The 17,776-nt window shown below is 69.7% G+C and carries 18 protein-coding genes and 2 pseudogenes; 15 read left to right on the plus strand and 5 right to left on the minus strand.

The features are described from left to right. Positions 1–2: 2 nt before the first annotated feature. From ACVW19_RS21675 to ACVW19_RS21710, 8 genes and pseudogenes are all read left to right on the plus strand, one after another. Positions 3–949: pseudogene (locus ACVW19_RS21675) on the plus strand (type II secretion system F family protein). Between the two features lie 19 nt (positions 950–968). Beyond that, positions 969–1,856 carry a DUF5936 domain-containing protein gene (locus ACVW19_RS21680; protein WP_457460987.1) on the plus strand — a complete coding sequence of 296 codons (888 nt, stop codon included), beginning with the start codon at positions 969–971 and terminating at the stop codon, positions 1,854–1,856. 16 nt (positions 1,857–1,872) lie between these two features. Continuing rightward, positions 1,873–3,447 carry a sensor histidine kinase gene (locus ACVW19_RS21685; RefSeq protein ID WP_457460989.1) on the plus strand — a complete coding sequence of 525 codons (1,575 nt, stop codon included), beginning with the start codon at positions 1,873–1,875 and terminating at the stop codon, positions 3,445–3,447. Further along, positions 3,444–4,382, plus strand: a complete 939-nt coding sequence (locus tag ACVW19_RS21690; protein ID WP_457460991.1) for a response regulator — start codon at positions 3,444–3,446, stop codon at positions 4,380–4,382. Before ACVW19_RS21685 ends, ACVW19_RS21690 begins: the two co-directional genes overlap by 4 nt. Before the next feature lie 156 nt (positions 4,383–4,538). Beyond that, complete coding sequence (locus ACVW19_RS21695) at positions 4,539–4,736, plus strand: Flp family type IVb pilin (RefSeq protein ID WP_457460993.1); 198 nt, start codon at positions 4,539–4,541, stop codon at positions 4,734–4,736. Continuing rightward, positions 4,736–5,335, plus strand: a complete 600-nt coding sequence (locus ACVW19_RS21700) for a pilus assembly protein TadG-related protein (RefSeq protein ID WP_457464720.1) — start codon at positions 4,736–4,738, stop codon at positions 5,333–5,335. Before ACVW19_RS21695 ends, ACVW19_RS21700 begins: the two co-directional genes overlap by 1 nt. Before the next feature lie 34 nt (positions 5,336–5,369). Beyond that, positions 5,370–5,948 carry a hypothetical protein gene (locus ACVW19_RS21705; RefSeq protein ID WP_457460995.1) on the plus strand — a complete coding sequence of 193 codons (579 nt, stop codon included), beginning with the start codon at positions 5,370–5,372 and terminating at the stop codon, positions 5,946–5,948. 23 nt (positions 5,949–5,971) lie between these two features. Then, the gene (locus ACVW19_RS21710; RefSeq protein ID WP_457464722.1) at positions 5,972–6,604 is read left to right on the plus strand and encodes an OmpA family protein; all 633 of its coding nucleotides are present in this window, start codon (positions 5,972–5,974) and stop codon (positions 6,602–6,604) included. Here the strand turns inward: ACVW19_RS21710 and ACVW19_RS21715 are convergent, their stop codons facing one another. Together ACVW19_RS21715 and ACVW19_RS21720 are read right to left on the minus strand one after the other, a co-directional pair. Then, on the minus strand, positions 6,605–6,796 hold the full coding sequence (locus tag ACVW19_RS21715; protein WP_457460997.1) for a hypothetical protein: 192 nt from the start codon (positions 6,794–6,796) through the stop codon (positions 6,605–6,607). It abuts the gene before it with no gap. 12 nt (positions 6,797–6,808) lie between these two features. Further along, the gene (locus tag ACVW19_RS21720; RefSeq protein WP_457460999.1) at positions 6,809–7,660 is read right to left on the minus strand and encodes a helix-turn-helix domain-containing protein; all 852 of its coding nucleotides are present in this window, start codon (positions 7,658–7,660) and stop codon (positions 6,809–6,811) included. 441 nt (positions 7,661–8,101) lie between these two features. Here ACVW19_RS21720 and ACVW19_RS21725 point away from each other — a divergent pair, with 441 nt between their 5' ends. After that, complete coding sequence (locus ACVW19_RS21725; RefSeq protein WP_457461001.1) at positions 8,102–8,431, plus strand: hypothetical protein; 330 nt, start codon at positions 8,102–8,104, stop codon at positions 8,429–8,431. An 8-nt stretch (positions 8,432–8,439) separates the two neighbouring features. On the opposite strand, the gene ACVW19_RS21730 is transcribed toward ACVW19_RS21725, so the two are convergent. After that, positions 8,440–8,814, minus strand: coding sequence for a DUF192 domain-containing protein (locus ACVW19_RS21730; protein ID WP_457461003.1), 375 nt, complete (start codon positions 8,812–8,814; stop codon positions 8,440–8,442). 213 nt (positions 8,815–9,027) lie between these two features. Here ACVW19_RS21730 and ACVW19_RS21735 point away from each other — a divergent pair. From ACVW19_RS21735 to ACVW19_RS21755, 5 genes and pseudogenes are all read left to right on the plus strand, one after another. After that, positions 9,028–9,447: pseudogene (locus ACVW19_RS21735) on the plus strand (LLM class flavin-dependent oxidoreductase); the annotation flags it as partial. A gap of 676 nt (positions 9,448–10,123) precedes the next feature. Further along, entirely contained in the window at positions 10,124–10,897 is a 774-nt protein-coding gene (locus ACVW19_RS21740; RefSeq protein WP_457461005.1) for an isoprenyl transferase, read from the plus strand. A gap of 291 nt (positions 10,898–11,188) precedes the next feature. After that, a complete protein-coding gene (locus tag ACVW19_RS21745) occupies positions 11,189–12,514 on the plus strand; it encodes a PhoH family protein (RefSeq protein WP_457461007.1) in 1,326 nt (441 codons plus the stop codon). Positions 12,515–13,073: 559 nt separating this feature from the next. Beyond that, entirely contained in the window at positions 13,074–13,799 is a 726-nt protein-coding gene (locus ACVW19_RS21750; protein ID WP_457461009.1) for an aggregation-promoting factor C-terminal-like domain-containing protein, read from the plus strand. Positions 13,800–13,953: 154 nt separating this feature from the next. Beyond that, complete coding sequence (locus ACVW19_RS21755; RefSeq protein ID WP_457461011.1) at positions 13,954–15,402, plus strand: AI-2E family transporter; 1,449 nt, start codon at positions 13,954–13,956, stop codon at positions 15,400–15,402. A gap of 94 nt (positions 15,403–15,496) precedes the next feature. On the opposite strand, the gene ACVW19_RS21760 is transcribed toward ACVW19_RS21755, so the two are convergent. Both ACVW19_RS21760 and ACVW19_RS21765 read right to left on the minus strand, forming a co-directional pair. Next, a complete protein-coding gene (locus tag ACVW19_RS21760) occupies positions 15,497–16,030 on the minus strand; it encodes an alkyl hydroperoxide reductase (protein WP_457461013.1) in 534 nt (177 codons plus the stop codon). A gap of 6 nt (positions 16,031–16,036) precedes the next feature. Continuing rightward, positions 16,037–16,591, minus strand: coding sequence for a peroxiredoxin (locus tag ACVW19_RS21765; RefSeq protein ID WP_457461015.1), 555 nt, complete (start codon positions 16,589–16,591; stop codon positions 16,037–16,039). Between the two features lie 132 nt (positions 16,592–16,723). Here ACVW19_RS21765 and ACVW19_RS21770 point away from each other — a divergent pair, with 132 nt between their 5' ends. Continuing rightward, positions 16,724–17,767 (plus strand): LysR substrate-binding domain-containing protein, encoded by a 1,044-nt coding sequence (locus ACVW19_RS21770; protein ID WP_457461017.1) that lies wholly within the window; start codon positions 16,724–16,726, stop codon positions 17,765–17,767. Positions 17,768–17,776: the final 9 nt, after the last annotated feature.

Consider the following 17,776-nt stretch of genomic DNA (forward strand, 5'->3'; position numbering starts at 1 on the left):
CCATGGACCTGCAGAACCTGATCACGCTGACCACGGGCGTCGCCCTGCTGACCTGCGTCCTCGCCGTCGTGGGCGTGCACTCCTACGCCACGGGCAAGGCGCAGCGGCAGGTGCTGGTGGACAGGCTCTCGGCCACCGGCCCCAGATCCCCGTGGCCGGCCGTCGGCGCCACTTCCACGGCCTGGACCGCCGCCTGCGCCGCACCAGGACCGGCAGGAAACTGGAACTGCGCCTGGCGGCCACCGGTCTGGACATCACCCCGGGCGAGTTCTTCGTCTCCATGCTCGCCACGGTCGCCGGCCTCTGGCTCATCGGCCAGGCCATGCTGGCTCCCTTCTTCGGCCCGCTCGCCGGACTCCTGGGCGTCTGGGGGGCCTTCCAGTTCCTCAACTGGCAACGCCAGAAACGCATCGAGAAGTTCATCAACCAGCTTCCGGAGCTGTCCCGCATCCTCGCCAACGCCACCCAGGCCGGCCTGGCCCTCCGTACCGCGATCGGCATGGCGGCGGAGGAACTGGAGGCCCCGGCCGGCGAGGAACTGGCGAAAGTGGCCGACCAGCTGGCGGTGGGCGCCTCGATGGACGACGCACTGGGCGAACTCACCGACCGCCTTCCCTCCCGCGAACTGGTCGTCCTGGTCACCACCCTGGTGCTGTCCAACCGGGCCGGCGGCCAGCTGGTGAGCGCGCTGCGCAACCTGACGGAGACGCTGGAGGAGCGCAAGGAGACCCGGCGCGAGGTCCGCACCCAGCTCTCCCAGGTCAGCATGACGTCGTACGCCGTTCCCGTCCTGGGCGTCGGCTCCCTGTTCCTGATGAACGGGGTGAAGGACGGCGCGCTGGAACGCATGACCGACTCCCCGGTCGGCCAGGCCGCGGTCGTCATCGCCTTCGGGCTCTACGCCGTCGGCTTCGTCCTCATCCGCCGCATGTCCCGCATCGACGTCTGAGCGCGGAGGAGCAACCGACATGGCACTTCTGCTCGCACTGACCATGGCCGTCGGCGTCTGGGGCGTCTTCGCCGGCATCCGCATGTACCGGGCCGAGGCGAAACTCCCCAGCGACCTGGCCCTCGCCCTGGAGGTCGGCTCCACCCGCACCGGCGCGGTCGACTCCCTGGTCGACCGCCTCGGCATGCGCTACGCCCCGGCCGTCCTGCGGGCCATGGGCCCCAAGCAGGTCGCCAGGTACCGCCGCAGGATCGACCTGGCGGGCAACCCCGGCGGCCTCACCATCGACCGCTACGCCGCCCGCCGCGCGGTCTACGGCTTCCTCGGCGGCGTCGGCTTCCTGGTCTTCCTCATGCGCGGCCAGCTCTTCGTGGCCCTGCTGCTGCTCGCCTTCGGCGCGTTCTGGACGGAGGTCGGCATCTGGTCGGCGATCCGCATCCGCAAGGACGTGATCGAGCGCACGCTGCCCGACTTCCTGGACGTCCTCGCGGTCGTGGTGAGCGCAGGCCTCGGATTCCGTCAGGCACTGGACCGCGTGGCCGCGAGGTACGAGGGCCCCTGGGCGGACGAACTGCGCATCACCCTGCGCCAGATGGACCTCGGCATGAGCCGCCGCCAGGCCTTCGCGGAACTCCGGAGGCGGAACGACTCCGAACAGGTCGCCATGTTCGTCACGGCGCTGCAGCAGGGCGAGGAGCTGGGTGCCCCGATCGTCGACACGCTGGTGGCGCTGGCGAAGGACATGCGCCGCACGGACGCGCAGAACGCCCGCCGCAAGGCCGCCCGCGCGGTCCCCAAGGCCACCATGATGATCACCACGTTCATGGTCCCGGCCACGATGATCCTGCTCGGCGCCGGCCTGATCCTCGGCTCCGGCACCGACTTCGGCTCGATCACGGGCGAGTAGGACGGGGCAGGGTGCCATGACGATCGAGAGGGAACGCACGGTGCGGCTCCGCCGCCTCCCCAGGGCCGCGGAGATCACCACCCCACCGGCGGGCACGGTCCTCCCGGAGCACGTCCGCACGGGAGCGCCGGACATCCCGGTGACGTCGGTGACGCCGGCGCTGCCACCGGGCTGGGAGCCGACGGCAGCGGGCCGGGTGAACGCCCCGGCAGCCGACGCCGACGCCCGGCCCTCCCAGGGACCCCCCGCGGCCGACGGCGAACCCCGCACAGGTGGTGCGGGTGGGCACGAGATCCCGCCGGCCGGAAACCGGGGCGTCCTCCACGCACCCGCACCGGACGTCGACATCCAGATCAACGCCCTTCAGGCCCTGTGCCGACAGGTGTTCGGTTTCCGGCTGGCGATGATCGCGCTGGCCGCCCCCGCCGCCCTGCTCAACGCGAGTCCCGGCTGGGGCACCCGCCTCGTCGGCATCGCGGTGGTGGTCACCTTCATGGCCTCCTACGTCCTCTTCCGGGACTGGGAACGCTTCGGCCCCCTCCTGCTGCGCCACCCCACGCTGCTCGCGGTGGACACCGCCTTCGGCGCCCTGCTGCTCATCTCGGCGGGCCCGGACACCACCCTCGCCTACGTCAGCGTCTGCACGCCGCTTCTGGCCGGTCTGGTCTACGGCTGGCGGGGCGCGGCCGTCTTCGCGTCCCTCCAGGGCCTGATCCTGCTGCTGGTCTACGCGGCCGTGGAGAACCCGCACGCGAGCCTGGCGGAGACCTCGCTCCTGCCCGGCCTCTGCGTGGTCGCGGGGGCGGCCGGCTCCACCCTGCGCGGCCTGATGCTCCGCTTCGGCGCGGCGACCCAGGCCCTCACCACGGTCCAGGCCCGCCTGGCCGTCACCGAGGCGGTCGGCGCGGAACGCGCCCGCCTGGCCCGGGAGATGCACGACTCGGTGGCCAAGACGCTGCACGGGGTCGCCCTGGCGGCGGACGGACTGGCCGGTTCGGCGGGTGCACGGCACATGGAACCGGAGCTGGTGAAGCAGCAGGCGGAACTCGTCGCCCGCTCGGCCCGCCGCGCGGCGGCGGAGTCCCGTGAACTGCTGGCCGACCTGCGCCGCGAGTCCGACCCGGCCCAGGGCACGGACGTCCTGGAGGAACTGGCGGCGCGCACCCGTGACTTCAGCACGCGCACCGGCCTGCCGGCGACCTACCGTCCGACCGTCGACCACACGGTGGTCCCACCAGTGCCGCCGGCGGTGGCCCGCCAGATCCTCACCATCGCCTCGGAGGCCATGGAGAACGCCCACCGCCACGCGGAACCGACCCGGGTCGACGTCCGCGCGGGCGTCCACGGCGGCCTGCTCCGCATCAGCGTCCACGACGACGGCCGTGGGCTCCCGTCCGGCACCAGCCTCGAACAGCTCCGCCGGGCAGGCCACTTCGGCCTGGTCGGCATGGTCGAGCGGGCCGCCTCCGTCGGGGCCCGCATCCGCATAGGCCGGGGCACACAGGCCCACGGCACGGAGGTCCGCCTGGAACTCCCGCTGGCGGCCGTGACGACGCCGGGCCCGAATCCGGCGGAAGGCAGGGCCGCATGACCGAGCAGACGCCGTACCCGTCCCCCCACTCCCGGAGAGGAGGCAGCCCCGTGCAGCCGCCGCCGAACCCCTTCGAGAACGTCCCACCGCCCGCCGTGCTCCGGGTGGTCGTGGCCGACGACAACCCGGTGGTCCGCGCCGGCCTGACCGCCCTGCTCTCCGGCCGCGAGGACATCTCGGTCGTGGCGGAGGCGGCGGACGGCAGGCAGGCGTACGAGGCGACCCACGAACACCGCCCCGACGTCGTCCTCCTGGACGTCCGCATGCCGGGCGTGGACGGCATCTCCGCCCTCCCGTACCTGGTGCGGATCGCCCCGGTCGTGATGCTGACGTACAGCAGGGAGTCGGAGATCGTCCAGGAGGCCCTGCGCAGGGGAGCGGGCGGCTACCTGGTCCACGGCGAGTTCACGGCGGACCAGCTGGTGTCGGCGGTACGGGACATCAAGGACGGCAGACCGCACTTCACCCCGACAGCGGCCGGAGCGTTGCTGGCGCAACTTCGTCAGGGGGTGGGTACGAGTCATGCGCTACCGGAAGGATTGGGGCGAGCGGAGGCCGGTCCGCCTAATGCGGGGGCGAGTTCGGGTGAATTCGGCCTTCCGTACACCCCGGCTCCGCCTACTTCTGTGGAAAACCTTTCGCGACTGCAACCGGATGTGGCACAGTCGGCGTCTGGGTGGACAAGCGGCCGCCCGGCCGCTCCCGACAGGTCGAGGTTCCCACTGAGCAGCAGGGAGGCGGAGATCATGGACCTCATCGCGTCCGGCATGACCAACCAACAGATCGCCGCCACGTGCTTCATCAGCGAAAAGACGGTCAAGAACCACATCAACCGCATCTTCGCGAAACTCCACAGCACGAGCCGTTCCGAGGCCGCCGCGAAGTGGCTCGGCACGGCACCGGGTTCGGACCGAGGGATGGGTGACCTGCGGTGACGGTACGGGGGACGATGAACCGGGCCGGTGATTGGGCCCGGAATTGGGCCCTGGGGCCCTCTGGCGGGCGGGGGAATTCGCCGTACCTTACTGATGTCGAAAGCGGCACCGCGAAGAAAGCGGAAGCCGCAACCGCGTCAGCCGGAGGGGAACACCATGAGCAACTGGATCAACACGACGGTCACGTACCTCCAGTCCCGCACAGCCCGCAACGACAAGGGCCAGACCGCGGTGGAATACCTGGGCATCATCGCGGTGGTCGTGGCGATCGTACTGGCGATCACGGGGACGGATCTCGGTCAGTCGATCTTCGACGCGATCACGGCCAAGATCGGCGAGGTCACCGGCGGTTGATAAAGCCTCGCAAGTTCGGCGACGCAGGGCAGGCATTCCCCATCTACATCACGGTGGTGGGGGGCCTGCTCTTCCTCGCGTTCGCGTACCTTGCGGTCGGCCAGGCCGCAGCGAATCGGAACGGCGCCCAGACGGCCGCTGACGCCGCCGCCCTCGCAGCGGCTCAGGACAAGCGGGACAAGCTCGCCGGTGCCTGGGTGAAGAACCTCCTCGACCCCACCAAGTGGCAGGACATCTTCGACGGCAAGGGCTTGGGGCTCGCTCCTTCGTGCTGGAGGGCGGATCAGCTCGCAGCGCAGAACGACGCCGTTGTGCTGAGCTGTGCTCCAGACGGACCACTGGGTTACTCGGTTCGAGTTGAGACGATCGACACTGTGGGCGACTCCATTGTGCCCGGCACGGAGAATCAGCGGTCGCAGGAGACTGCCGCTGCCGTGATCGAGCCGCGCTGCACATTCGAGCTTCCGGCGGAGGGCGCAGGGGACGACGTCCTACCGTTGCTCACCTGTAAGGGCGAGAAGTGGAAGCTGGACCCGAAAGGGCCCAAGGACCTCCTTCCCAAGCCCGAGGATCTCTTCGATGTCCACTTGGCCGACTGACAAGCGAACGACGAGTGACTAAGGAAGCAGAGGCATGAGTATTTGGTCTACAACGAAGGCCCTCAGGGGAATGGTCGCGCTGACCGTTGCGGCCGGTCTGGCCCTCGGTGTGGCCAGCTGCAGTGGGGGCGGGGACGACAAGAAGCCGCAGACGACGGCTTCGGCATCCAAGGACGGGGGGTCCGACCCAAGTGCTCAAGAGGGCCAGCCGGAGGAGCTCTTGGCGGAGTTGAAGGGCTCCAATGGGTTGCTCCTCCAGGTCACCTCTGCCGAGCGCGATGCGGGCGGCTTCGTCACGGTGAACGGCAACCTCAAGAACGACGGAGCCAAAAGCCTGCCGATCCCTTCTGCGCTGAGCGGAAATGAGACCGAGATCATCAAGAATGGCAGGTCGCTCGGCGGCGCCACGCTCATTGACTCGAAGGGCAAGAAGCGGTACTACGTGCTGCGTGATACGGACGGCCGCCCGTTGACGACCACGGGTTTCTCGACAATCAAGGCCGGGGAGAGCCTCGCAGTGTTCATGCAGTTCCCTTCACCGCCGGCTGACGCTAACGAAGTCAGCCTTCAATTGCCGACGTTCGCCAGCGGCACCATTCAGATCTCTGGGTGAGGCCAGTCATGACGCGTACTCAAATGCGCCCATTGTCACCGTGTTTCGTCTCGGCCTTGGCTACCGCCACATTCCTGGTCGCCACGAGCCTCTACAGCGCCACAGCTGCCGTCGCCGACGACGCCCCCAGCGTCCCCCCAGGCACCGAAGCCACCGCCTCCGCCCCCGTGGAACTCGACCCCAACGACCCGGACCTCAAGCTCCCGGACGGCGCCACCCTCGCGGAGCCCAAGGTCCTGGACATCAAGCAAGTGGTCGAAGACCAGAGCGGCGACGAACGTCGCGAGGACACCAACTCGGACGTGAAGTTCGCGCTCCAGGCCGAAGTCCTGTTCGGCAAGGACAGCGCCAAGCTGAGCGCGCAGGCGAGGTCCCGTATCTCCACGATCGCCGAGGAGATCAAGACGCAGAACGCGACGAAGATCCGCGTCTTCGGCTTCACGGACAACCTCGGCTCGTCCGCGCACGGCGACGTCCTGTCCCGCCGGCGCGCGAACGCCGTACACGGTGTCCTCGAGCAGGAGCTGAACGACTCCGGCCTCACGTACGAGGTGCGCGGCTACGGCGAGCAGTACCCGATCGCCGACAACTCGACGGAGGCCGGCCGCAAGAAGAACCGCAGGGTGGAGATCTCCTTCCCCCGCACGGAGAGCTGACTACAGCAAATGATCGGCCTTGCCCGCCTTGATCTCCAGGATCAGGGAGCGCAGGGCCTCTCTGCTGTCGGTCAACGGGTGCTCCTCCTGCCCGGCGACGGCGATGTAGGCGTTGCCTTCGGTGTCGGTCCCTATGCGGAAGCAGTTGTTGCCTTCGCCGCAGAAGGCATCTTCCCAGTCGATGCCGGCCATGATGGTGGCTCCTCAGATGTCGCGGGCAACGGTGTGGATGAGATCTCGTGAGGCCGCCGAAGGCAGCGCAGCATTGTCCATCCAGTCCAGATGAGCACGGTACTTGGTGAGCTGAGCCTCAGCACCGGTGAAATCCGGCCCATGAGCCGAGTCCAACTGCACCGTGTCGAGTTGGGGCACGGGCCCCTCGGCATAGAGCAAGGCGTGTCCTGCTCCGGGGAAGTCGCCTGCGCCGTTCGGAATGACTCGCAACTCGATTTCTTCACGCTCGGACTCGGCCGCGAGGCGGGCGAGCTGCTGCCGGGCCACCCCGGGACCGCCGTACGGCATGCGCAGTGCGGCCTCGTGGACGTACGCCAGATACGGAAGCGGCTCGGCTCGCTGGAGTACCTGCTGCCGCTCCATGCGGTGGGCCACTCGAAGTTCGACCTCGAGCCGGCTCAACGGCGGGAGCACCGCGGCGAACACCGCTCGGGCGTACTCCTCGCTCTGGAGCAGCCCTGGTACGTGCATGACCTGCGCGGTGCGCACTCGAGTGGCATGCCATTCCAGCTCGGCGATGTCCAGCAGCCCGGCGGGCAACGTGCCCCGGTACTGCTCCCACCATCCCCGTCCCTTGTGCTCCGCCATGATGGCCAGAGCCTCGACGTAACCGAGGTCGCCACAGGCGTAGTTACAGGCCAGCGTGCGAACGCGCTCGGCCGAGAAGGGACGGATGCCCGACTCCATGTTGGACAGTCGGGTTCGGTCAATGCCAAGCAGCCCGGCCGCGTACTCCGTGGTGACGCCCGCCGCCAGCCTCATCTTGCGCATCTCTGCGCCAAGCCGCTTCTGCCGCTCAGTCGGCAAGTTCCTCGTCGCCACGCTGCCCCTCCTGTTGCTGTCGAGACGCAGTCTGCCGTGGAGCGGTGCTATCGATCCACCCATCGATGGGGGTAATTATCGATGGATCGATGGACATTGTGACCCCACTTCTTCTACCTTCCGTGACAGGTCGACTACGACCCGCACCGACCCGGAAGGGCATCGCGCGAGCCTGCCCGCACTCTCCTGCCCTGGGAGGGGCGTGTTCGCGTCAGGGAGACGAGCCACTGGGCGGAGCCACGAACCACCTGTTGCCCGAAGGAGTCACCGTGCTCGAATCGACCGCCCTCTGCCCGATCGTCGCCCCCCTCGACAAGCCCCCCACTCCGCAGATCCCCGCCACTCTCAACTACAGCCTCACCCTCCCCCCCGGCCCTGCGGAGCCCCGCCATCGCCCGCACCGCCACCCGGTCGATCCTGCGGGCCCACGGCCTGGACGACATGACCGACGCGGCGGTACAGGTCGTGGGCGAACTGGTGGCCTGCGCATGCCGCCTGGCCCCCACGGCCCAGGTGTACGTGTCCCTCCGCTACCGGGACGACACCCTGCGCGTGGTCCTCTACGACGCACACCCCCGCCACACCCACCCCCGCCTGGCGGCCGCGTGTGACGCCCGCCGCCGGGCCGCACTCAGGGTGCTCGCATGCGTCGTCAGGGCGTGCGCCGGCGACTGGGGCTTCGGCGACGCGCGGGAGCCGGGCGGAGGCACCCGCATGTGGGCGGTCCTGTCCAGGGAAGGCGCGTCCGCCTACGTGGACGGAAAGCCGTAGCGGCTCCGTCACCCCCCTTCCCGCACCACCTCTACCCGCACCCCTGCCCGCAGGCTCCACCCCGCCATGGTCCCGGCCTCCGCCTCGATCACATGCCGCGCCCGGACCCTCGGCAGCCCGAGCCGTCCCGGCGGCATGGTGCGCACGGCGATGACGCGGAGACGCCGGTCGAGGTAGGCGACGTCGATGGGCATGCGCATACGGAAGGTGTGGATGCTGTTGGCGGGGGACAGGAGCAGCGCGCCGTCGAGGGCGTCCCGTCCCAACAGGCCCTTGGTGCGGGCCCGGCAGGAGCCGGCGATCTCCAGCGGTACGCGCACAGCAGGCCGGTCGTCGTCACCGGGGACGACCAACTCCCCACGCCCGTCGTGCCAGCGCGTCATCAGCGACCCACCCCACCCCTTCGCTCCACCACCGAACGATCAACCGCCCACACCGAAACTATCCCCGCCAGGCCCCGGAAGTCAGCTCCTGTGCGGTTGCGGGACGGGGGGCCGGGGCCACCCTGACGGTCGCGATGGCCGATGACCTCACTCGACTCCCGCTCAACGTCTTCCGGCTGTCGCCTCACGCCGGCCGCTTCACCCGGTCGACGAGCCGGGACCACCGGGCCGCGCACCCTGCGCCTCACCGGTGAGGCCGCCGACGGCACTGTCCTCACCGCGTCCACCTCACCCGAGGGGGTGCGGCGTGCCCGGCGGCTCATCGAGGAGGGGCGGGTGGCGGCAGGGCGGGATGCCGGGCGGCACGGAGTCGTCGTCCACCTCCTCACCGCCACCGGGCCCGGCGCCGACGAGCGGCTCCGTGCCGAGCTGATCGCCGAGGGCGTCGGCTCCGAACCCGATCTCGGCGTGGCCGGGGACGCCGGCGCCGTCGCCGAGGCGGTTCAGCGGTCGGCCGAGGCCGGGGCCGACTCCGTGATCCTCCAGCCGACGGGGGACGGGCCGGACCCGGAGGGGTTCGTGCGGTTCGCGGGGGAGGAAGTGGCACCGCGGGTGGGGGCGGGGGTGTCGTAGGCGGTTTCTTCTCGATCGCCGAGTGGTTCGGTGGTGGGCCGTTGGCCGGACTGTGTTCACGTTGCCGTAATTCGCGTGCGCAAAGCTGCGCGGGAGGGGCGCGCAACGGAGGGGGCTGTGCGACCCCTCCACTGCTTTCATCGCCTCCATCGCCTCCATCGCTTCGATCGGGCTCGGCCTGTTCTTCAGTCCGCCGCTCCGTCATGGAGGCGGGGTCAAGTGGGCGTTCCTGGTGGGGTCACCCGTCGGGGGGACGGCTGGAAGGGTCGGTGTGGTGGGGGCCGGTCGCGGGTGGGCCGCGCCACGCCGGGCGTGATGTCCGTTTGGTGCGTGTTTCTTCCGGGAGGAACGGCTTCATTTCGGCCATTGATGTGCCTGGAATACGGGATTCCGTGGTCGTCGGGGAGTCGTCGGGCGGTTTCGGAGAGTAGTTGTGGCCCGCCGATGCACGCAGCATCACTTACGAAGGGTTATGGTGGAAACCCCCCCTCGGGCCGGTCCGTATCCCCCCCCACGGACCGGCCCGTTTTTCTGGGCTCTCCCCCTACGGGGGTAGGCTTCGCGTCCGGGGGCTGCCAGAGGGACAGGATTCGCCCGCAGCCGAGAGCGTGCCGCATGCCGTGGATCGCGGCGGGTGCCGTTCCTGTCCGATCCGTACGGAGGGGCTGACGATCACGTGAACCTGCGCGACAAGCTGCGCGGCCTGCTGGTCAGGTTGTACGCACGCCGGGTGGAAGGCCGCCTGGACCCCGCTCAGGTGCCCAAGCACATCGGCGTCATCATGGATGGCAACCGCCGTTGGGCGAAGGCCTCCGGTTCCAGCACCGTCCACGGCCACCGGGCCGGCGCGGACAAGATCGGGGAGTTCCTCGGCTGGTGCACCGAGACCGACGTCAAGGTCGTCACGCTCTGGCTGCTGTCGACGGACAACTTCGACCGGCCGGAGGACGAACTCGTCCCGCTCCTCGGCATCATCGAGGACGTCGTACGCACCCTCGGCGCCGACGGCCGCTGGCAGGTGCACCATGTCGGCACGCCGGACCTGCTGCCGCCCGGGATGCAGGCCACGCTCAAGGAGGCCGAGGAGGCCACCGCGCAGGTCGACGGCATAGTGGTCAACGTCGCCATCGGGTACGGCGGTCGCCAGGAGATCGCCGACGCGGTGCGCTCCATGATGCTCGAGGCCCACGAGAAGGGCACCTCGATGGAGGAGCTCGCCGAGGCCGTCGACGTCGACATGATCGGGCGTCACCTCTACACCAAGGCGCAGCCCGACCCGGACCTCGTCATCCGTACGAGTGGCGAGCAGCGGTTGTCCGGATTCATGCTCTGGCAGACCGCTCACGCGGAGTACTACTTCTGCGAGGTCTTCTGGCCGGCCTTCCGCAAGGTCGACTTCCTGCGGGCCCTGCGTGACTACGCCGCCCGTCACCGGCGTTTCGGCGGCTGAGGCCGTCCCCGCGTAACGGGGAGTTCATCGGGGCGCCGTCGCACGACCTGGCATGACGGCGCTCGTTCGAGGGCATAACCCAGACAGGTCGACGCCCGAACCACGGGTGTCGGATCTCAGCGGGCGGCCCGGGGTCGTCCGCCCGGGAGGCCCTTTGCACCAGCCCGACCGTGCGGTCACGGCACGGACGAAGCAGCGGAGGGCCGGTTCTCGGCCCGTGCATCGGCGCCGTCAACCGGTCCAGCTCCGCTCCGTCGCTCCCCGACCTCTTCCGAGGGGGTACGTCCTTCCGTGGTGACCAGCACACAGCGCCACAAGCCCGACCGGCGCACCTATGTCATCGACACCAGCGTTCTGCTGGCCGACCCCAACGCCCTGAGCCGCTTCGAGGAGCACGAGGTCGTGCTCCCCGTCGTCGTGGTGACGGAGTTGGAGGCCAAGCGGCACCATCCCGAACTCGGCTACTTCGCCCGGCAGGCGCTGCGCCTGCTCGACGACTACCGGGTGAGGTACGGCCGCCTCGACGCTCCCCTCCCCATCGGGGACCTCGGCGGAACCCTGCGTGTCGAGCTCAACCACTCGGACCCCAGCGTGCTGCCCAGTGGCTACCGCCTGGGGGACAACGACTCCCGCATCCTCGCGGTCGCCCGCAATCTGCAGGCCGAGGGGTTCGACGTCACCGTGGTGTCGAAGGACCTCCCGCTCAGGATCAAGGCGTCCTCCGTGGGCCTCCTCGCCGAGGAGTACCGTGCGGAGCTCGCCGTCACGGACGCCTCCGGCTGGACCGGGATGTCCGAACTGAACCTGCCCGCCGAGCAGGTGGACATCCTCTTCGAGGAGGGGCACATCCACGTGCCCGAAGCGGCCGACCTGCCCGTGCACACGGGGCTGACCATCCAGTCCGAGCGCGGCAAGGCCCTCGGCCGGGTCACGCCCGAGGGTGACGTCCGTCTGGTGCGCGGCGACCGGGAGGCGTTCGGCATCAAGGGCAGGAGCGCCGAGCAGCGGATCGCGCTCGACCTGCTGCTCGACCCGGACGTGGGAATCCTGTCCCTGGGCGGCCGGGCCGGCACCGGCAAGTCGGCGCTGGCGCTGTGCGCGGGTCTGGAGGCGGTGCTGGAGCGCCGGCAGCACCAGAAGGTGATGGTCTTCCGCCCGCTGTACGCGGTGGGCGGGCAGGAGCTCGGTTATCTGCCCGGCAGCGAGGCCGAGAAGATGAGCCCCTGGGCGCAGGCCGTCTTCGACACGCTGTCGGCGGTCACCAGCCGTGAGGTCATCGAGGAGGTCACCGCGCGCGGCATGCTGGAGGTCCTGCCGCTCACGCACATCAGGGGCCGCTCGCTGCACGACGCGTTCGTGATCGTCGACGAGGCGCAGTCACTGGAACGGAACGTACTGCTGACCGTGCTGTCCCGGATCGGCGCCAACTCGCGGGTCGTTCTGACCCACGACGTCGCCCAGCGGGACAACCTCAGGGTGGGCCGGTACGACGGTGTGGTCGCCGTCGTCGAGAAGCTGAAGGGACATCCGCTCTTCGCGCACGTGACCCTGAACCGGTCCGAGAGGTCCCAGATCGCCGCCCTTGTGACCGAAATGCTGGAGGACGGACAGCTCTGATACGGCCGCTCCCGATATGAACCTGATCCGACCCTGATGGGCCGTCCGGGTTCTATCGGGCGGGTAGCGGTCTATCGGGCCCATTGAGGCGATAGGCCGGAAGGGTCCCTCAAAGGGCCCTGTGGGTCAGGTGGGTCCTTTTGGTCCTGCCTCCGAACAGGGTTCGACAGCAAGGCGGTTGACGCCGTCCGGAAAGGCGAAGAGCCTAGCCGGGCGGCGTCGGCGCGCGTGCGGCTTTCCGGGAATCTCCAGGGGCAAACGAGATGTGAGCTTTCACACGCGCGATGGAATTGCCTCGCGCCTCCGGATTGCGGCAGAGTCTCACTCCTGTCAGGCCCCGCATGCGACACAGCCTTACCCCCAGCGGCAAGGCACCACACAGGCACCAGCGCCAACTGCATAGCGTCGTCGTATGCCGCCCGAGCACCACGCGGCGCTCCCGTTCGGGAGTTGCCCACCGGGCCCGTGCCTCCCGTGACCCGAGTTGGGGAGGCCAGTGCCAGGGGCACGATTGCGTCCGCGAGGGTCACCGAAGCGGTCGATGCTGGAAGGAAACCGTGTGAGCCGGATTTCGGTCCGGGGATTCGCAGTGGCCTCGGCCACGGCGGTCACCGCTGTCGGAAGCGTCGTCGGTGTTGCGTCGGGCAGTACCGCGCAGACCAACGACGACCTCGAGGCGACGGCAGCCGGCACCACGCTGCTCGCGGACATCCCCGCGGGCCAGCAGGCCCAGGTGCAGACCGCATCCCTGACGCAGCAGGCCGAAACCATGGCCATCGCCGCGGACACGAGTGCCAAGAAGGACGCGGAGGAGGCAGCCCGCAAGGCCGCCGCCGAGACCGCGATCGCCAAGAAGAAGGAAGCCGCCGAGCAGGCGGCCAAGGAGGCCCAGGCCGCCAAGGAGGCCAAGGAGCGCGCGGAGGCCGAGAAGGCCGCCAGCCGTTCCAAGACGGCGTCCGCCTCCGCCTCCGACTTCGCGGTCCAGAGCTCGTACACCGTCGCCCAGGTCCAGGCGATGGCCCGGCAGATGATTCCGGCCGACCAGTTCCAGTGCTTCAGCAACATCGTGCAGCGCGAGTCCACCTGGAACTACAAGGCCATGAACCCCTCCTCCGGTGCCTACGGTCTCGTCCAGGCGCTGCCGGGCTCCAAGATGGCCTCGGCCGGCGCCGACTGGCAGACCAACCCGGCCACCCAGATCAAGTGGGGCCTCAACTACATGAACGAGCGCTACGACAGCCCCTGCGGCGCCTGGTCGTTCTGGCAGGCCAACCACTGGTACTAGGCTTCCCGGATCGTGCCGGACGCACCGTCCCGCGGTCCCGCTCAACCTCGGCAGAGCCCCACACCGTCCTCAAGGTGTGGGGCTCTCGCCATGTACGGTCGGAGCGACGACTCCAGGGGGAGTGGTGGTGCGAAACGGGGGCAAGGGACGGTTCATGTCACGAGTGCCAGGATGGCTCGGCCGGGTCGGAGCCCGACTGACCGAAGTGAGCAGGCGGCTGGAAGAGCGCCGCGCCGAGATGGAACGGGAGAGCCGGGACACTCCGGAGCACGCCGAGACGACCGAACCGGCCGCCGCACCCGCCGACCGGGCCCCCGTGCTGCCGAGCAGCCGCACCCCCGCAGCCGATTCCGGGCACGCTGTCGCTCCCGCCCATGTCGTTCCCTCCCGTCCTGACCCCGCCCAGGCCGTGCCGTGGGGCGTACGGGTCGCCGCCGAGGCCGGCTGGCGCCTGCTGGTGCTCGCGGGCACGGTCTGGGTGCTCATGCGGGTCATCGGCGCCGTCCAACTGGTGGTGCTGGCCTTCGTCTCCGCGCTGCTGATCACGGCGCTGCTGCAGCCGACGGTGGCCTGGCTGCGGAAGCTCGGGCTGCCGCGCGGCCCGGCCACGGCGCTGACCGCGCTGTTCGGGTTCGTCGTCATCGGCCTCATCGGCTGGTTCGTGACCTGGCAGGTCATGGAGAACATCGACCACCTCTCCGACCAGATCCAGAACGGCATCGACGAACTGCGCAACTGGCTGCTCAACAGCCCCTTCCACGTCACCGACAAGCAGATCAACGAGATCGCCAAGAACCTGCGTGAGGCGGTCGGCGCCAACACCGAGCAGATCACCTCGGCGGGCCTGGAGGGCGTGACGGTCGTCGTCGAGGCGCTCACCGGCATCCTGCTCGCGGTCTTCTCGACGCTGTTCCTGCTCTACGACGGCAAGCGCATCTGGGAGTGGACGCTGAAGCTGGTGCCCGCCGCCGCCCGCCCGGGTGTCGCCGGGGCGGGGCCGGCCGCGTGGCGGACGCTGACGGCGTATGTGCGCGGCACGGTGGTGGTGGCGCTGATCGACGCGATCTTCATCGGTCTCGGCATCTACTTCCTGAATGTGCCGATGGCGGTACCGCTGGCCGTCTTCATCTTCCTGTTCTCCTTCATCCCGCTCGTCGGTGCGGTGGTGTCGGGGGCGCTGGCCGTCGTCGTCGCGCTGGTCACCCAGGGCGTGTTCACGGCGGTCATGACGCTGGTGGTGGTCCTGGCGGTGCAGCAGATCGAGGGCCACATCCTCCAGCCGTTCATCCTGGGCCGCGCGGTGCGCGTCCATCCGCTCGCGGTGGTGCTGGCGGTCGCGACCGGCGGGATGGTGGCCGGGATCGGCGGTGCGGTGGTCGCCGTACCGCTGGTCGCGGTGACGAACACCGTCGTGGGCTATCTGAGCGCGTACTCGCGGGAGGCGGCCGTACGTCTCGCCCCCAGGCCCCGGGGCGCCACGGCGGTTTCGGCGGCCACGAGCCACCACGGGCCGCAGGTGCCGCCGGCGCCCCAGGTCCCCCCGGCACCTCCGGAGCCGCCGGCCTCGCCGGGTCCGGTTCCGCCGGAGGACACACGGGGGTAGGGCGGGAGCGGCACGGTGGTGGTGCACGACAGCGGGCCCGGTCACCGTCGTGGTGATCGGGCCCGCTGCGGATGAGGAGGGAGGGTCCGCGGAGTTACTCCGCGAGGACCGCCTCCGCGTCCAGCGTGGCGGCCACGGCCTGGACCACCGAGGCGATCTTGAACGCCTCCTGGACGGCCTCGCGTTCGACGCCGGCCTTGCGCAGGACCTGCTCGTGCGAGTCGAGGCACATGCCGCAGCCGTTGATCGCGGACACCGCGAACGACCAGAACTCGAAGTCGACCTTGTCGACGCCCGGGTTGCCGATGACGTTCATCCGCAGGCCGGCGCGGAGCGTGCCGTACTCGTCGTCCGACAGCAGGTGGCGGGTGCGGTAGAAGACGTTGTTCATCGCCATCACCGCGGCGGCGGCCTTCGCCGCCGTGTACGCCTCGGGCGACAGGTTCGCCTTCGCCTCGGGCTCCAGCTCGCGCAGCACGATGGCCGAGCGCGAGGCGATCGCGGTCGACAGCACCGTGCCCCACAGCAGCTGGGCCGGAAGGTCGGAGTTGCCGATGACCGAGCCCAGGTTGAGCTTCAGGTCCTTGGCGTAGTCCGGGAGGCGGGACTTGAGGGAGTCGAGCGACATCTCAGGTCACTCCCCGGCCAGCAGCGCGACCGGGTCCAGGGTCTCGTCGCCCTTGGACCAGTTGCACGGGCAGAGCTCGTCGGTCTGCAGGGCGTCCAGGACCCGCAGGACCTCCTTGGGGTTACGGCCGACGGAGCCGGCGGTCACCATGGTGAACTGGATCTCGTTGTTCTGGTCCACGATGAACACGGCGCGCTTGGCGAAACCGTCCTCGCCCTCGATGCCGAGGTCGCGCATCAGCTCGTGCTTGGAGTCCGCCATCATCGGGAACGGCAGGTCGCGCAGGTCGTCGTGGTCCTTGCGCCAGGCGTGGTGGACGAACTCCGAGTCGCCGGAGAAGCCGAGGACCTGGGCGTCACGGTCGGCGAACTCGTCGTTCAGCTTGCCGAAGGCGGCGATCTCGGTGGGGCACACGAAGGTGAAGTCCTTGGGCCACGCAAAGATGATCTTCCACTTGCCCTCGTAGGTCTTGTGGTTGATCGTGTCGAACTCCTTGCCCTTCTCCAGCGAGACGCAGGCCGTCAGTTCGAACTCGGGGAACTTGTCACCGACAGTGAGCACAGGCTCTCCTTGCAGCGAGGAACACCCGGATTGCGGGTGTTTCCCATGGGTTGGACATGATTGATGTTGGCACAGGGTGTATTGATTAGTGAAATAGCTACAATCGGTCGGGTTGATCGGAGGTCCCTATAAGTGACCGTGGGTAATCGGCGCAGGCGGCAGCCCAGCCTGGCGCAGCTGCGCGCGTTCTCCGCGGTGGCCGAGCATCTGCATTTCCGGGACGCCGCCGCGGCCATCGGGATGAGCCAGCCCGCCCTGTCGGGCGCCGTGTCGGCGCTGGAGGAGACACTGGGTGTCACCCTCGTGGAGCGTACGACGCGCAAGGTGCTGCTCTCGCCCGCCGGGGAGCGCCTCTCGGTGCGGGCCAAGGCGGTGCTGGAGGACGTCGGGGCGCTGATCGAGGAGGCGGAGGCGCTGCGGGCGCCGTTCACCGGCGTGTTCCGGCTCGGGGTGATCCCGACGGTGGCGCCGTATCTGCTGCCCACCGTCCTGCGGCAGGTCCGCGCCCGCTATCCGCACCTGGACCTCCAGGTGCACGAGGAGCAGACCGCGAGCCTGCTGGAAGGGCTGGCCGCCGGCCGGCTGGACCTGCTGCTCCTCGCCGTGTCACCGCCGGCGGCGAAGGAGCCCCCGGCGGCGAGTGCGTCTCCGGCAGCGGTGCCTTCCCCGGCCGCGCGCGGGTCCGGGCGGGGGTATTCGTACGGGGCGCCGGGCGTGACCGAAATGCCGCTGTTCGACGAGGACTTCGTGCTCGTCACACCGACTGACCACCCGCTCGGCGGCCGGGAGCGGCTTCCCCGCACGGTCCTGCGTGAGCTGAACCTGCTGCTGCTCGACGAGGGGCACTGCCTGCGCGACCAGGCCCTCGACATCTGCCGCGAGGCGGGCCGCGCCGGAGTCGCGGCCACCACGACGGCGGCGGGACTGTCCACGCTGGTGCAGCTGGTGGCGGGGGGCCTCGGCGTGACCCTGCTGCCCCGTACCGCAGTCGAGGTCGAGACCGGCCGCGCCGGCCGCCTGCGCACCGCGTGCTTCACCGACCCGGCCCCCTCCCGCCGTATCGCCCTCGCCATGCGCACGGGCGCGGCCCGCGCCGCGGAGTACGAGGAACTGGCGGCGGCCCTCCGGGAGGCGATGGCGGACCTGCCGGTACGGATCGTCCCGGACGCCGCCTGACCACCGCCC

The sequence above is a fragment of the Streptomyces sp. TE5632 genome, from assembly GCF_054061295.1.